Genomic DNA, 15,205 nt, shown 5'->3' on the forward strand with positions numbered 1-15,205 from the left:
GTTGTCATATCGACAACTGCCATTGTGTTTATGGCACCGCCGTTCGTACTCTTTCGGAGTCGCCACCTCGGCGGCCCCACTCGATGAAGAGAAAGGGAGTCCGCTGTGCCTGGACCCGACGTCTCCGGACTGATCGTCTTCCTCGGCCGCCGCTGGGACGACATCGCCGAGCTGCTCGTCGAGCACGTCCTCGTCGTGGCGATCTCGCTGGCGATCGCACTCGTGCTGGGGGTGCTGATCGGCCTCCTGGTCTGGGACCGGCCGATCGCCCGCTCGCTCTCGATCACCGCCGCCGGGATCGCGATCACCATCCCGTCGCTCGCCCTGCTGGCGATCCTGAGCCCGGTGCTCGGCCTCGGCTGGGCACCGACGGTCGTCGCGCTGGTCTTCTACTCGCTGCTGCCGATCATCCGGAACACGGTCGTGGGCCTGCGCGAGGTGCCGCCGCACGTGCTGGAGGCGGCTCGCGGCATGGGGATGGGACGGGTGCGGGTGCTGCTGACGACGCAGCTGCCGATCGCCTGGCCGATCATCCTCACTGGGGTGCGGGTCGCTGCGCAGCTCACGATCGGGATCGCGGCGATCGCGGCCTACGTCGCCGGTCCGGGGCTCGGCCAGTACATCTTCAAGGGACTCTCCTCCCTGGGCTCGAAGAACGCCCTCAACTACGCCCTGACCGGGACCGTCACGGTCGTGATCCTCGCCCTGCTGGTCGACGGCGCCTTCATCCTGATCACCCGCTCCACCACCTCGAGAGGACTGCGTGCCTGACATGAGCACCCCCGAACCCACCGACACCGGCTTCCTCTCGGCCATCTCGCAGCAGCAGGGCGGCGTCGCCATCGAGCTCGAGGGCGTCACCAAGACGTACCCCGGGCAGAGCGTCTCCGCGGTCGAGGACTTCTCGATGCGGATCGAGCCCGGCGAGCTGGTGATGTTCGTCGGCCCCAGCGGCTGCGGCAAGACGACCACCATGAAGATGGTCAACCGCATCATCGAGCCGACCAGCGGCGTGATCCGTATCGACGGCAAGAACGTGCTGAGCCTCGACCCCGATCAGCTGCGCCGGCACATCGGCTATGTGATCCAGCAGATCGGGCTCTTCCCGCACCTGACGATCGCCGAGAACATCGCCGTCGTGCCCAAGCTCCTCGGCTGGACGAAGCAGCGGACGGCCGAGCGCGTCGACGAGCTCCTGCGCACGGTGCAGCTCGATCCGGGGCAGTTCGCACAGCGCTACCCCAAGCAGCTCTCGGGCGGGCAGCAGCAGCGCGCCGGAGTCGCCCGGGCGCTCGCGGCCGACCCGCCGGTGATGCTGATGGACGAGCCGTTCGGCGCGACCGACCCGATCACCCGCGAGAAGCTGCAGGCGGAGTTCCTGCGGCTGCAGAGCGAGATCGGCAAGACGATCGTCTTCGTCACCCACGACTTCGACGAGGCGATCCGGCTCGGCGACAGGATCGCGGTGATGAGCGAGCGCTCGCGGATCGAGCAGTTCGACACTCCCGCGAACATCCTCGCGGCGCCCGCGAACGACTACGTCGCCTCCTTCATCGGAAGCGGAGCGGCGCTCAAACGGCTGGCGCTCCTCCCGGTCCGCAGCGCCCGCCTGGCCGGCGCCGGCCCCGCCGGCTCCCCTCGCGTCGCGCTGTCGGCGACGCTCCGCGACGCGCTGGATCTGCTGGTGCTCACCGGCGCCCCCTCGGTCGACGTGGTCGACGCGGGCGGTGCGGTGCGCGGCTCGCTCGACCACGCGGCGATCTCGGCCGTCCTGACCGGCGACGGCGGCGCGCTGCCGGTCGCGGGCGCCTCCGGACGGATGCTCTGAGATGGCCGCCACCGATACGGCCGCGCTCGCTCCTGTCGCCGCCGACCCTCTGGTGCGGAGCGGTCGTCCCGGCCGGGTGCTCCGCCGCGTCGCCGCGCCCGTCGCGGTCGCGGTCGTCCTCGCCGTCACGGTGCTCTGGCTGAGCAGCAGCACGCTCGACTCGATCGAGCAGCGGACGCTGAACCCGGGCTACATCCTCGCCCGCGTCGGCGAGCACGTGCTGCTCACGGTGACCGCCTCGGCCCTCGTCGCGGTGCTCGCCATCCCGGCCGGCATCCTCGTCTACCGCGCGAAGTCGCGAGTGTTCCACGGAGTCGTCCTCGGGCTCGCGAACATCGGCCAGGCCACGCCGGCCGTCGGCGTGGTCATCCTGCTCGCGATCGTCTGGCAGACCGGCTTCACCACGGCGCTCGTCGCGCTCGTCGCCTACTCCTTCCTTCCCGTGCTGCGGAACACGCTGACCGGCCTGGAGCAGGTGGATGCCGGAGTGCGCGAGTCGGCGCGCGGCATGGGCATGACTCCGAACCAGGTGCTGCGACGGATCGAGCTGCCGCTGGCCTCGCCGGTCATCCTCGCCGGGCTGCGCACCTCGCTCGTGTTCTGCGTGGGGGTCGCGACCATCGCGACCTTCATCAACGCCGGCGGTCTCGGCGACATGATCATCAACGGCCTGAAGCTGCAGCGCTACCCGGTGCTGCTCGTGGGCGCCGTACTGGTGGCGTGCATCGCGATCCTCATCGACTGGGCCGCCGGTCTCGTGGAGGACGCCGTCCGACCGCGCGGGCTCTGACCCGCCGCGTCACCACGCCCTCCGCTCCGTCCCGCCTCGCTCGACCTCCCTCGACTCAGCCCGCTCCGACCCGCCCACCACAGAAGGAACACTCATGAAGAAACGCACCGTCGTCATCGTCGCCGCGGCCGTCTCCGCCCTCACCGTCCTAAGCGGCTGCTCCGGCGGCGGCGGAGGCGCCGCCTCGGGAGGCGCCGGCAACGAGCTCGAGGGCCTGACCGGCCAGATCGGCTCGAAGGACTTCTCGGAGCAGTACATCCTCGCCCACATCACCACCGACCTCCTCAACGCCCACGGCGCCGACCTCGAGGCGAACACCAAGCTCGTCGGCTCGGCCAACGTCCGCCAGGCGCTCGAGAACAAGGACTTCGTCGGCTACTGGGAGTACACCGGCACCTCCTGGATCACCTACAACGGCAACACCGCGCCGATCCCCGGTGCCGAAGCCCAGTTCGACGCCGTGAAGGAGGCCGACGCCGCCAAGGGCATCGCCTGGCTCGACCCGGCGCCGCTGAACAACACCTACGCCTTCGCGATCCGCTCCTCCGAGGCGGAGGAGCTCGGCGTGAAGACGCTCAGCGACGTCGCGGAGCTGCCCGCCGACGACCAGACCTTCTGCATCGAGAGCGAGTTCTCCACGCGCGACGACGGCTGGCCCGGCCTCAAGACGGCCTACGGACTCGACGTCCCGGACTCGAACGTCACCCTGCTCGACACCGGCGTCATCTACACCGCGACGCAGAAGGGCGACGACTGCAACTTCGGCGAGGTGTTCCAGACCGACGGTCGCATCTCGGCCCTCGACCTCACCGTGATGGAGGACGACGAGCAGTTCTTCCCCGTCTACCAGGGCGGCTTCACGCTGCAGCAGTCGGTGCTCGACGAGTACCCGGCGATCGCCGACGTGATGGCCGAGGTCTCCCCGCTGCTCACCACCGAGGAGATGCAGAAGCTGAACGCGCAGGTCGACGTCGACGGCGAGGACCCGGAGGACGTCGCGAGCGAGTGGCTCGAGGACCAGGGGCTCCTCGGATGACCGCCGCTCCGCCCGTCCTGCAGCTCGGCGAGAGCTTCGTCGGCGACGGCGTCGATGCCGCGCACATCAACACGGTCTACGGCGCGCGCTCCGGACCGGCCGGCACGGCGTGGGCCACGGCGCTCGCCTCGCCCAGCGCCGGGCACGTGCCCTTCGTCGCCGTGCTGCGCCCGTCGCTGCCCGTCAAGCCGCTCACCCTCTTCGTCACCAAGGCGGCCCCGGCGAGCGACGCGCACGGCCTGATGATCTGGGGACCCGCCCAGGCCGGCGTCGCCGCAGGAGTCGCGGACGCCGTCGCCGAGGGCTCGATCGATCCGTCGCTCGTCGACGAGGCGGTCGTCATCGCAGCGGTCTGGGTGAACTCCGGCGCCGCCGACGCGGACGCCGTGTACCGGAACAACCGCACCGCCACCGCCACCGCACTGCGGAACGGGGCACAGAGCCTGCCCGCGCTGGACGACGTCCTCGCGGCCCGCTCCGCTCCCGCGAATCCCTTCTACACGGCACCCGCCGCATCCTGACAGGAGACCCGATCACTATGGCCCTAGGCACCACCGGGAACCGAGGCACCACCCCGACCGTCGGCTTCGTCGGCCTCGGCAACATGGGCTCCGGCATGACCCGGAACCTGCAGCAGGCCGGCTTCCCGCTCGTCGTCACCGACATCCGCCGCGAATCCGCCGACGAGCTGGTGGCCGGCGGCGCGATCTGGGCCGGCTCGGCCGCGGAGGTCGCGGCCGCCAGCGACCTGGTCATCACCATGCTGCCGACCCCGCGGCACGTCTCCGACGTCGTCCACGGCTCCGCCGGCATCCTCGCCGGGATCGCCGACGGCGGCACCTGGATCGACATGTCCACCTCGGTGCCGGAGGTCGCCGACCGGGTCCGGGCCGAGGAGGCGGACCGCGGACTGCGGATCCTGGACGCCCCGGTCAGCGGCATGGCCGTCGGGGCGGCGAGCGGCATGCTGCAGATCTTCGTCGGCGGCGACGCGGACGACGTCGCTCGCGTGCGGCCCGTGCTCGAGGCGATGGGCGATCCGGAGCGGATCCTGCACGTCGGTGGGCACGGCACCGGCTACGCGGTGAAGCTGATGATCAACCAGCTCTGGTTCTCGCATCTGGTCGCCACCGCCGAGGTGCTCGCGATCGGGACGAGAGCGGGCGTCGACCTGGGCGTTCTGCGGGACTCGCTGATCGCGAGCCCGGCCAACAGCACCTTCGTGGAGCGCGACGTGCTCTCGATCCTGACCGACGGCGACTACGACGAGGGCTTCGCGATCGCCCTCGCCTGCAAGGATCTCGGCCTCTCGATCGACCTCGCCCGCTCGGTCGGCGTCCCGGCCGAGCTGAGCGGGCTGGTCGAGCAGATCTACCGCCGCGCTCGAGCCTCCTACGGCGACCGGGCGGGCGAGATGACGCCCTTCCGTCTCTACGAAGACCTCATCGGGCAGGAGCTGCGGCTGTGATCCCGGCCGGCACCACCCCGAGTCCCGCCACGACGACCACCACGACGATCCAGGAGACCCGCATGACCACCGCCGCCGACGAGGCCGGGCTGCTCGCCCGCGTCCCCACGCAGCTCCTGCTCGGCTCCGGCTGGAGCGACTCCGCCGACGGCTCCGTCTTCGCGGTGCAGGACCCGGCGACGGGCCGCACGCTCGTCGAGGTCGCCGACGCCCGGCCCGAGGACGGAGTCCGTGCGCTGGACGCGGCCCACGCCGCCCAGCGCGACTGGGCCGCGACCGCACCGAGGCGGCGGGCGGAGATCCTCCGCCGCGCCTTCGAGCTGGTCACCGAGCGCACCGAGGACTTCGCGCTGCTGATGACGCTCGAGATGGGCAAGCCGCTCGCGGAGTCCCGCGGCGAGGTCGCCTACGGGGCGGAGTTCCTGCGCTGGTTCTCTGAGGAGGCCCCGCGCATCTCCGGCCGCTACGCGACGGCGCCCGACGGTGTGAACCGGCTGCTCGTGCTCAAGCGGCCCGTCGGACCGTGCCTGTTCATCACCCCGTGGAACTTCCCGCTGGCGATGGCGACGCGCAAGATCGCCCCGGCGATCGCGGCCGGCTGCACGATGATCCTCAAGCCCGCTGCGCTGACTCCGCTCACCGCGCTGCTGCTGGCCGACGTGCTCCGCGAGGCGGGGCTGCCGGACGGCGTGCTGAGCGTGCTGCCGACCACGAGCGCCGGAGCGGTGACCGGACCGCTGCTGCGCGACCCGCGGCTGCGCAAGCTCTCCTTCACCGGCTCGACCGAGGTGGGCCGGCGCCTGATCGCCGACTCGGCGGAGCAGGTGCTCCGGGTGTCGATGGAGCTCGGCGGCAACGCGCCGTTCCTGGTCTTCGACGACGCGGACCTCGACGCCGCGGTCGCCGGGGCGGTGCTGGCGAAGATGCGCAACGGCGGCGAGGCCTGCGTGGCCGCCAACCGCTTCCTGGTGCAGCGCGGCATCGCCGAGCGCTTCACCGCGGCCTTCGTCGAGCGGATGCGCGGCTTCGTCGTCGCCCGCGGCACCGAGCCCGGCTCCACCCTCGGCCCGCTGGTCGACGCCTCGACACGGGACAAGGTGGCCGGGCTGGTCGCCGGCGCGCTCGAGGACGGCGCCACCCTCGCCCTCGGCGGCGACGCCGTCCCCGGGGCGGGCTACTTCTACGAGCCGACCGTGCTCACCGACGTGCCGGCCGATGCGCGGATCCTGGACGAGGAGATCTTCGGCCCCGTCGCTCCGCTCGTCGTCTTCGACACCGAGGAGGAGGCGGTGGCCCTCGCGAACGCCACTCCGTTCGGCCTGGTCGCCTTCGCCTTCACGCAGGACCTCGACCGCGGCCTGCGGCTGGCGGAGGGGCTGGAGACCGGGATGCTCGGGCTCAACGCCGGCGTCGTCTCCAACCCCGCGGCGCCCTTCGGCGGCGTGAAGCAGTCGGGGCTCGGCCGCGAGGGCGGTGCTGAGGGGATCGAGGAGTACCTCGAGACGCGGTACGTCGGCATCGCCGATCCGCACCGCGCCCGCCCGGCCTCGCCGATCCCCGCCTGACCCCGCCCGCATCCGGAAAGGAACTCCGATGAAGATCACCGACTTCTCGACCGACTGGTTCTCGCTCGCCGGCCGCACCGCGGTGGTGACCGGCGGCAACACCGGCCTCGGCCGCGCGTTCACGCTCGCTCTCGCCACGGCCGGAGCCGACGTGCTGGTGCCCGGCCTCGCCGACGACGACGGCACCACCCGGCGCCTCGTCGAGGCGACCGGCGCGCGCTACGAGTTCCTCGAGGCCGACATCACCGCCCGCGGCACGCCCGCCCGGATCGTCGAGACCTGCGTGGAGCGCTTCGGCGCGCTCGACGTCCTGGTCAACTCCGCGGGCATCTGTTTGCTCGCGGACGTGGACGACTTCGGCCGCGAGCAGTGGGACCCCATGCTCGCCGTGAACCTCACCGCCGCGTTCGAGCTCGCCCATGATGCGTCACAGCGGATGCGCGAGCAGGGGGGCGGGAAGATCATCAACATCGCCTCGCTGTTCTCGTTCCTCGGCGGCAAGGGCTCGCCGGCCTACGCCGCCACCAAGGCCGGCATCGTCGGCTTCACCAAGGCCTACTGCGACGAGCTGGGCCGCGACGGCATCCAGGTCAACGCCCTCGCGCCGGGCTACTTCGCCACCGCGATCACCGCCGCCACGCGCGCCGACCCGGACGCGGACCGCCGGGTGCTCGAGCACATCCCCGCCGAGCGCTGGGGCGACCCCGCCGACCTGATGGGCGCGGTCGTCTTCCTCGCCTCCCGCGCCTCCGACTACGTCAACGGCCACGTCCTGGTCGTCGACGGCGGCTACCTCGTCCGCTGATGACCGCTCGCACACCTCTCTTGCCCGGCACGACCCTCCCGAAAGCGCAGGCCATGACCGCCTCCCGTTCCTCCCTCGACCGCACCGCGATCGTCGACGCCGTCACCGCGCTGCTCGGCGCCGAATCGGTCGACACCGACCCGCGCGAGCTCGAGCTCGCCTCCGTCGACCGCTTCAAGAAGTACCAGTCGGTGCACGGCATCTTCGACGGCCCCATCCCCGCCCTGATCGCCTACCCGCGCGACGCCGAGCAGGTGGCCGCCGTGCTCCGCTTCGCGAACGAGAACCTCGTCAACGTCGTTCCGCGGACCGGGCGGACAGCGACCGAGGGCGGCCTCGAGACGGTGATCGAGGACACGATCGTGCTCGACGGCTCCCGGATGGACGCGATCCTCTCGATCGACCCGGTCGACATGATGGCGACCGTGCAGTGCGGAGTCCCGCTGCAGCGCCTCGAGGACGAGCTGCGGAAGCAGGGCCTGACCACCGGGCACTCGCCGCAGTCGAAGCCGCTCGCCCAGTACGGCGGCCTGGTCGCCACGCGCTCGATCGGCCAGTTCTCGACGCTCTACGGTGCGATCGAGGACATGGTCGTCGGGCTCGAAGCCGTGTTCCCGGACGGGACGGTCGCCCGGATCAAGAACGTGCCCCGTCGTGCCGCCGGCCCGGACCTCCGCCACGTCGTGGTCGGCAACGAGGGCGCGCTCTGCGTGATCACCGAGGTCACGATCAAGGTGTTCCGCCACCAGCCCGAGAACAACCGCTTCTTCGGCTTCCTGGTCGATGACTTCGCCGACGGCGTCGACGCCCTGCGCGAGCTGGTCACGGCCGGCTACCGCCCGTCCGTCTGCCGTGCCTACTCCCCCGAGGACGCGAACCAGCACTTCGCGCACTTCGCCGGTGGGAAGAGCGTCGTGATCCTCGTCGCCGAGGGCCCGAAGCGGATCGCCGACGCCACCGCCGAGGCGATCGAGGAGCTGTTCGCCTCGCGCCCGCACGAGCGCGTCGAGACGGCGCTGATCGAGCGCTGGTTCGACGGCCTGAACTGGGGCCAGGACAAGATCGACGCCGAGAAGGAGACGATGCTCCGCGAGGCGCACCTCGGCTACACCACTGAGGTCTCGATCGACTGGTCCCGCGTGCGCGACCTCTACGACGCGATCATGACGCGGATCCGCACCGAGTTCCCCCGCGCGGACGACCTCACCATGCTCGGAGCGCACTCGTCGCACAGCTACCAGACCGGCACGAACCTCTACTTCGTCTACGACTACGCGATCCAGGTGCCCCCGCGGGAGGAGATCGTCGAGTACCACGTGCCGCTCAACGCGATCATCGTCGAGGAGTCGCTGCGCCTGGGCGGCTCGATGGTGCACCACCACGGGATCGGCAAGTACCGCACGCCGTGGACGCAGCAGGAGCACGGATCCGCCTTCGGGATGCTGACCACGCTCAAGGCCGCCTTCGACCCGCGCGGAGTGATGAACGCGGGCACGCTGATCGCCCTCGAATCGTGAGCGACGCGGACAGGACGCGCTACGTCGTCGCGGTGGACAACGGCTCGCAGAGCACGAAGGTGCTGGTCATCGACCAGGGCGGGGTGGTGCACGCCTCGGCGCAGCGCCGACTGCTCCCCTACCGGACGCCCGAGCCGGGCCGCGTCGTGCATCCCGGCGACGACGTGTGGGAGTCGATCGTCGAGGCATGCGCGGAGGCGATGGCCGCGTTCCGCGGGGACCCGGCTCAGATCGTGGGGCTGGGGTTGTGCACGATCCGGTTCTGCCGCGCGCTGCTCGACGCCGACGGGCGCCTGGCCGAGCCGATGCTGAGCTGGATGGACGAGCGCGTCTCGCGTCCGCACGTCCAGAGGCCCGGGGTCGCCTTCGTCACCACCTCCTCCGGTTACATCACCCACCGCCTCACCGGTGAGCGCCGGGATGCGGCGGCCAATCACCAGGGCGTCTGGCCGATCGACCAGCGGACGCGGCGCTGGTCCGAGGATCGCGCCGCCTACGAGGCGACTGGAATCCGGCCCGAGCAGCTGTTCGAGCTCGTCGACCCCGGCGAGCTCCTCGGGCAGGTCAGTGCGGAGGCGGCCGAGGCGCTGGGCCTGCCCGCCGGACTTCCGGTGTTCGCGACCGCGAACGACAAGGCCGTCGAAGCGCTGGGCAGCGGTCTGCGCACCGACGACCAGCTGCTGCTCTCGCTCGGCACCTACATCGCCGCGATGTCGACCGGGCCGTTCGCTCCCTCCTCCGAGGCGTACTGGGTGAACTTCGGCAGCGAACCGGGCCGCTACCTCTACGAGAGCGGCGGGATCCGCCGCGGGATGTGGACGGTGAGCTGGTGGCGCGAGCTGCTGGCGGGCGGGCTGACGGACGAGGAGCTGAACGCGGGCGCAGCGCTCGTCGCCCCGGGATCGGACGGCCTGATCGCGCTGCTCGACTGGCTGGCACCGGACGACGCCGCGCACCGGCGCGGGGCGCTGCTCGGCTTCGACGGACGCCAGGGCCGCTTCCACGTGCACCGCAGCATCCTCGAGGGCATCGCGATGACGATGCGCGGACACGTCGACCGGATGGAGCAGGCGCTCGGCCGGCGGTTCCGCGAGGTCGTCGTCTCCGGAGGCGGCTCCCGCTCCGACCTGATGATGAGCATCGTCGCCGACGTCTTCGACCGGCCGGCGCGCCGCGTCCAGGTGAACGACGCCGCCGGGATGGGCGCCGCGATCTGCGCACTCGTCGGCGCCGGCATCCATGACGGATTCGACGCGGCGATCGACGCGACCGTCCGCGAGCGGGACACCTTCCCGCCGCGCTCGGAACCCGCCTCGACCTACCGGAGACTCACCGCCCGGTACGCAGGTGTCTCCGAGTTCACCGATCCCCTCTTCCGCCATCTGCTCGACGAGGACAGGTAGAGGCCCGTCCTGGGCCTCTCCCCCGACGCTGACGACATGCTCGATCTGCAGGTGGCTCTCAACGGCGACACCGACCATCCCGCCATGCCCCGCACTGCGGAGGAGATCGCCGAGGACGCCGCCGCCTGCGTCGCCGCCGGAGCGACGCTCCTGCACCTGCACGCCTTCGACGACGACGGCCAGGAGTCGCTGGCGGCCGGACCGGTCGGGAGAATGCTGAGGGCGGTGCGCCGGACCTGCCCGGGCATCCCTCTGAACGTGACGACCTTCGCCGAGATCGTCCCCGATCCGCGGCAGCGCCTCCGGCTCATCGAAGGGTGGACGGAGCTGCCGGACCTCATCGCCGCCAACCAGGGCGAGGCGGGTATCGACGAAGTGACCGCCCTGCTCGCGCGCCGCGGAGTGGGAGTCGAAGCCTGCGTCCTCGCACCGTCCGACGTCGAGAAGCTCGTGCGGGCGGGAGCGCCGTCGCGATTCGTGCGCCTCGTGATCGAGCCCCTCGAGGCCGATGCCGACGACGCTGTCGCACTCGATGCCGAGATGGAGGCGATGGTCGCGGCGGCGGGCATCACTCTGCCGCAGCTGCACCACGGCATCGAACGCGCCTCCTGGCAGGTGAGCCGCCGCGCGATCGCGCGAGGACACAGCATCCGCACCGGGCTCGAGGACACCTCCGTGCTGGAGGACGGCACGTGGGTCTCGTCGAACGCCGAGCTGGCGGCAGCGGCGGCGGCCCTGATCAGCGCCGGCGGCTAGGACCGGATCCCGGTGGCGGACCACCGCAGCAAGTGCCATGGCGCCTGCTCCATCGCCCGGCGCAACCCACCCCACCGTCTGGGACTCACCTCGTCACCACCGGCCAGGACGTCGCTCTGCCCTCCCTCAGCCACCGGCACCCCTCCGCGGAGCCGTCGTCGCGCTCGAGGAGCAGCGGGCGCTGCCCTGCCGGCGGCGCTCCGCGTTCCAGCGCGTGCGACCGCGATGGATCAGCGCGGTGCTCAGGCGGCGGGCCGCGGGTAGGCGATCGCCCGGTCGACGCGCACGCGGACGGCGGCGCCGACCTCCGGCCGGAAGCCGTCGCTCCGGCAGCGCAGCGGCAGTCCCGCCCAGTCGAGGACGACGTCGTTGCCCGTGCGTCCGAAGAGGGAGGAGACGACGGTCGCGGTCGTGGCGTCGGCCGGGGCCGCCTCGATCCGGACGTCGTCGGGCAGGATCGCGACCTCGCAGTCGCCCGCGGGGCAGGGCCCGTCCAGCCGCTCCGGGTCCAGGCGCAGCGGGTGCGCCTCGGCGGTGAAGCCGTCGGTGGCCCGCCGGCCCGCGACGGTGGTCGCGTCCGAGAGGAACCGGGCCACGAGCGCCGAGGCCGGGCGGGCGAGGAGCTCGTCCGGTGCGGCGACCTGCTGGATCCGGCCCGAATCGAGGACCACGACGCGGTCGGCGAGCGCGAGCGCCTCCTCGCGGTCGTGGGTGACGTGGAGCACGGTGAGCCCCATCCGCCGGGTGAGCGACTGCAGCTCGATCCGGAGGCGGTCGCGCAGCGGCTCGTCCAGGGCCGAGAGCGCCTCGTCGAGCAGGAGGACCCGCGGCTCGGCGATCAGCGCGCGGGCGATGGCGATGCGCTGGCGCTGACCGCCCGAGAGTGTCGCCGGATCGCGCCGCTCGGCGCCCTCGAGCCCGACGAGCTCGAGCATCTCGGCGACGCGGCGCGCGCGCTCGCGCCGTTCCACCCCGGTCCGGCGGAGCGGGTAGTCGATGTTGCGGCCGACGTTCCAGTGCGGCCAGACGGCGTGCTGCTGGAAGACCATGCCGAGTCCGCGCGCCTCGGGCGGCACGAACGCCGCTGCGCTGGACACCACCGTGTCGCCGAGGCGGATCGTGCCGGAGGTGGGAGCGAGGAAGCCCGCGACCGCGCGCAGCAGGGTGGTCTTGCCCGACCCGGACGGGCCGACGAGCGCGATGAACTCGCCGTCGCCGACGCGCAGGTCGATCTCGGCGAGCCCGACGGCTCCGGACGGGTAGCGCAGGGACACGGAGTCGAGGGTGACGGAGGCCACGGAGACCTTTCAGCGGGGAGAGCGGGCGGCGAGTCCGAGACCGGCGAGCCCGACGAGGGTGACGAGGAGGGAGAGCGCGGCGGCGGTGTTGTAGGCGCCGGCCTGCTGGAGGTTGAAGATCGCGACGCCGAGCGTCTGCGCCCCGGGAGACAGGAGCAGGACCGACAGGGTCAGCTCCCTGACCGCCGTGAGCGCGACCAGGACGGCGCCGGAGATCGCGGCCGGCACGGCCATCCGGCAGGAGATGTCGACGAGCGCGCGCAGCGCCCCCGCCCCCGACACCCGCGCCGCCTCCTCCGCGGTGAGCGGAGTGGCACGCAGCGGAGCCGCGACCGCCTGCACGACGAGGGCGACGAACGACGTGATGTACGCGCAGAGGATCAGCCAGGGCGTGTTGAAGAGCCCGATCCGTGGGGCGAGGACGAGCCAGGCCACCGCGATCACGAGGCCCGGCACCGCCTGGGGCAGAAGAGCCACGGCTCGCAGTGCACCGTTGTCGCGGGACCGAGTCCTCGTCGTGAGCGCTCCGATGCCGAGCCCGAGGACTCCGCAGACGACGCCCGCGAGGGCGGCGAGCAGGAGGGAGGTCGTCGCTCCGGTCACCGTGTTCTTCGCCGTGACCGCGCGGGTCAGGTTGTCGAGGGTGAGGTTCTCGAGCGTGAGCGGCACGCCCGGCGCGGGGAGCAGCGCCTGGCTCAGCAGGGCGAGGAGCGGGAGGACGGTGAGGGCGAGAACGAACGCCCACGTCGCGAGGGCGGCGGCCCCCCGCGCGGGTCCGAGCGGGAGCCGCTGCGGGGTGGACGTCGAGGAGTCCAGCTCGACGCGCCGCCGGCTCAGCAGCAGGTCGACGACGAGGGCGGCGAGGGCGACGACGAGCAGCACGGCGCCGATCGTGGCGACGACCTCGAGGGGGCGGTCGACGGTACCCGACTGGATGTAGCGGTAGACGAGTGTCGAGAGGGTCGTGTACCGCTCGGGCAGCCCGATGATCGAGGGGATGCCGAAGTCCGCCAGGTTGCCGACGGCGATCAGGAGGAAGGCGGAGGCGATCGCGGGGCGCAGCAGCGGCACCGTGATCGTCGTGAGGGCGCGCAGGGCCGAGGCGCCGCCGATCCGCGCCGCCAGCTCGAGGTCGACCGGGATCCGCCGGATCGCGGCCGAGACGATCAGCATCGCGATCGGGTAGCTGTGGACGGTGAGCAGGAACAGGACCCCGTCGCCGCCGTAGATGCTCCACAGCGGGCCGCCCGTCAGGCCGCGCCACCACAGGTTGATCGCGCTGGTGGGCCCGGCGAGGCCGACCCACGCGATCGCGCCGACGAACGGCGGGACGAGCAGCGGACTGAGGGCGAGCATCCGCAGGGCGCGGCGACCGGGCAGGTCGGTGCGGTCCAGCAGCACCGCGAGCACCGTGCCGACGAGCACGGCTAGGGCGCCCGAGAGAGTGGAGGAGACGAGGCTGTTCACTCCCGCCTCGACGACGTCGCCCTCGAGCAGCGTGCCGAAGTGGTCCCCTCCCGCCGCGAGGACCAGGACCGTGCCGAGCGGCACGAGGACCAGGGCTCCGCAGACCGCCCACAGCAGCACCCGGAGCCCGGTGGCGCCGGAGAGCCGGGGCGCGCGCCCGCGACGCCGACCGGTGGCGGTCGGCGTCACGAGAGCGGAGGAGGCCGTCATCTACTGGAAGAGCGAGCCGAAGGTCGCGACCGCGGCGTCCTGGCTGTCGCGGATCGTCTGCAGGTCCGGCGAGAGGACGGTGATCTCGTCCATCGCCGGTGCACCCTCGGGGGTGCCGACGTCCGAGCGGACGGGGAGGTAGGACTGCTCGACCGCGAGCGTCTGCCCGGCCTCGCTCACGAGGAAGTCGACGAACAGCTCCGACGCGGCCTGCTCGTCCGTGTCGGCGAAGATGCCGGCCGGCTGCGAGACGTAGGGGACGCCCTCGCTGGGGTAGGCCACGGCGATCGGGGAGCCCTGCGCGGCGAGCTCGCGGACCAGGTAGTCCACCACGATCCCGACCGGCTGCGCGCCCGAGGCGACGGCCTGCGAGACCGGGCCGTTGCTGTCGGCGATCACCGGGCGGTTGGCGGCGAGCCCGGTCAGCCAGGACTCGCCGAGCGAGGGCTCGTCGAGCCAGACAGCGGCGTTGTAGGCGGCCGCCCCCGAGACGTCCGGGTTGGGCATCACGAGGCGGTCGGCGTAGGACGGGTCGGTGAGGTCGGCCCACGACTCGGGGGCGTCGGCCTCCTCGACCAAGCCGGTGTTGTAGGCGATGACGGTCGGGATGATCCGGGTGCCCGTGTAGTAGCCCTCGGGGTCGACGACGTCCTGGTTCAGAGCCTCGACGTCGGCGGGCGTGTACTGCAGCAGCAGGTCCTCGGCGGCGTAGTCCTCGAAGGTGCCCGCGTCCGCGGCCAGGAGCACGTCGGCCTGCACCGCGCCCGCGGTGCGCTCGGACTCGATGCGCGCGATCAGGTCGCCGGTGCCGGCGCGGAAGACCTCGACGGTGATCTCCGGGTGCTCCTCGGAGAAGGCCGCGACGAGGGCGTCCGCCTTGGCCTGCGGCTCGGAGGTGTAGAGCGTGATGGTGGCGGGCTCGGCGGCGGAGCCGCTCGCGGGAGCGGACTCGGCCGACTCCGCTCCTCCGCTGCAGCCGGCGAGGAGGAGGGTCGTGAGGGCGAGGGCCGGGACGGCGGCGGAGCGCAGGAGGCGGGGCATGGTGGTGTCCTTCTTCTGGAG

At 72.1% G+C, this 15,205-nt stretch carries 14 protein-coding genes; 11 read left to right on the forward strand and 3 right to left on the reverse strand.

Annotated elements, in window-relative coordinates; translation table 11 throughout:
* The first annotated feature begins 105 nt into the window (after positions 1 to 105).
* The 11 genes from GTU73_RS17565 (at position 106) to GTU73_RS17615 (ending at position 11,168) form a co-directional block, all read left to right on the forward strand.
* Positions 106 to 771 (forward strand): ABC transporter permease, encoded by a 666-nt coding sequence (locus tag GTU73_RS17565; protein ID WP_123736491.1) that lies wholly within the window; start codon positions 106 to 108, stop codon positions 769 to 771.
* 1 nt (position 772) lies between these two features.
* Positions 773 to 1,828 carry an ABC transporter ATP-binding protein gene (locus GTU73_RS17570; protein WP_160090915.1) on the forward strand — a complete coding sequence of 352 codons (1,056 nt, stop codon included), beginning with the start codon at positions 773 to 775 and terminating at the stop codon, positions 1,826 to 1,828.
* 1 nt (position 1,829) lies between these two features.
* On the forward strand, positions 1,830 to 2,618 hold the full coding sequence (locus tag GTU73_RS17575; protein ID WP_160090916.1) for an ABC transporter permease: 789 nt from the start codon (positions 1,830 to 1,832) through the stop codon (positions 2,616 to 2,618).
* Positions 2,619 to 2,712: 94 nt separating this feature from the next.
* Positions 2,713 to 3,654 carry a glycine betaine ABC transporter substrate-binding protein gene (locus GTU73_RS17580; protein ID WP_160090917.1) on the forward strand — a complete coding sequence of 314 codons (942 nt, stop codon included), beginning with the start codon at positions 2,713 to 2,715 and terminating at the stop codon, positions 3,652 to 3,654.
* Entirely contained in the window at positions 3,651 to 4,175 is a 525-nt protein-coding gene (gene fae, locus GTU73_RS17585) for a formaldehyde-activating enzyme (RefSeq protein WP_160090918.1), read from the forward strand. The genes GTU73_RS17580 and fae overlap by 4 nt, the downstream gene beginning before the upstream one ends.
* A gap of 17 nt (positions 4,176 to 4,192) precedes the next feature.
* Positions 4,193 to 5,122: an NAD(P)-dependent oxidoreductase gene (locus GTU73_RS17590; RefSeq protein WP_160090919.1), complete on the forward strand. Its 930-nt coding sequence runs from the start codon at positions 4,193 to 4,195 to the stop codon at positions 5,120 to 5,122.
* Between the two features lie 62 nt (positions 5,123 to 5,184).
* Positions 5,185 to 6,687, forward strand: a complete 1,503-nt coding sequence (locus GTU73_RS17595; protein ID WP_160090920.1) for an NAD-dependent succinate-semialdehyde dehydrogenase — start codon at positions 5,185 to 5,187, stop codon at positions 6,685 to 6,687.
* 28 nt (positions 6,688 to 6,715) lie between these two features.
* Positions 6,716 to 7,492 (forward strand): SDR family oxidoreductase, encoded by a 777-nt coding sequence (locus GTU73_RS17600; RefSeq protein ID WP_160090921.1) that lies wholly within the window; start codon positions 6,716 to 6,718, stop codon positions 7,490 to 7,492.
* Between the two features lie 53 nt (positions 7,493 to 7,545).
* Entirely contained in the window at positions 7,546 to 9,009 is a 1,464-nt protein-coding gene (locus GTU73_RS17605; RefSeq protein ID WP_160090922.1) for an FAD-binding oxidoreductase, read from the forward strand.
* Positions 9,006 to 10,412 carry an FGGY family carbohydrate kinase gene (locus GTU73_RS17610; protein ID WP_160090923.1) on the forward strand — a complete coding sequence of 469 codons (1,407 nt, stop codon included), beginning with the start codon at positions 9,006 to 9,008 and terminating at the stop codon, positions 10,410 to 10,412. The genes GTU73_RS17605 and GTU73_RS17610 overlap by 4 nt, the downstream gene beginning before the upstream one ends.
* A gap of 36 nt (positions 10,413 to 10,448) precedes the next feature.
* Positions 10,449 to 11,168 (forward strand): 3-keto-5-aminohexanoate cleavage protein, encoded by a 720-nt coding sequence (locus GTU73_RS17615; RefSeq protein ID WP_160090924.1) that lies wholly within the window; start codon positions 10,449 to 10,451, stop codon positions 11,166 to 11,168.
* A gap of 242 nt (positions 11,169 to 11,410) precedes the next feature.
* On the opposite strand, the gene GTU73_RS17620 is transcribed toward GTU73_RS17615, so the two are convergent.
* The 3 genes from GTU73_RS17620 to GTU73_RS17630 are packed head-to-tail and all read right to left on the reverse strand — an operon-like array spanning position 11,411 to position 15,184.
* Positions 11,411 to 12,466 carry an ABC transporter ATP-binding protein gene (locus GTU73_RS17620; protein ID WP_160090925.1) on the reverse strand — a complete coding sequence of 352 codons (1,056 nt, stop codon included), beginning with the start codon at positions 12,464 to 12,466 and terminating at the stop codon, positions 11,411 to 11,413.
* A 9-nt stretch (positions 12,467 to 12,475) separates the two neighbouring features.
* Entirely contained in the window at positions 12,476 to 14,143 is a 1,668-nt protein-coding gene (locus GTU73_RS17625) for an iron ABC transporter permease (protein ID WP_160090926.1), read from the reverse strand.
* Positions 14,144 to 15,184 carry an ABC transporter substrate-binding protein gene (locus tag GTU73_RS17630; RefSeq protein ID WP_160090927.1) on the reverse strand — a complete coding sequence of 347 codons (1,041 nt, stop codon included), beginning with the start codon at positions 15,182 to 15,184 and terminating at the stop codon, positions 14,144 to 14,146. It abuts the gene before it with no gap.
* Between the last annotated feature and the right edge of the window lie 21 nt (positions 15,185 to 15,205).

It is taken from the genome of Rathayibacter sp. VKM Ac-2804 (assembly GCF_009866655.1).
GTDB lineage: Bacteria > Actinomycetota > Actinomycetes > Actinomycetales > Microbacteriaceae > Rathayibacter.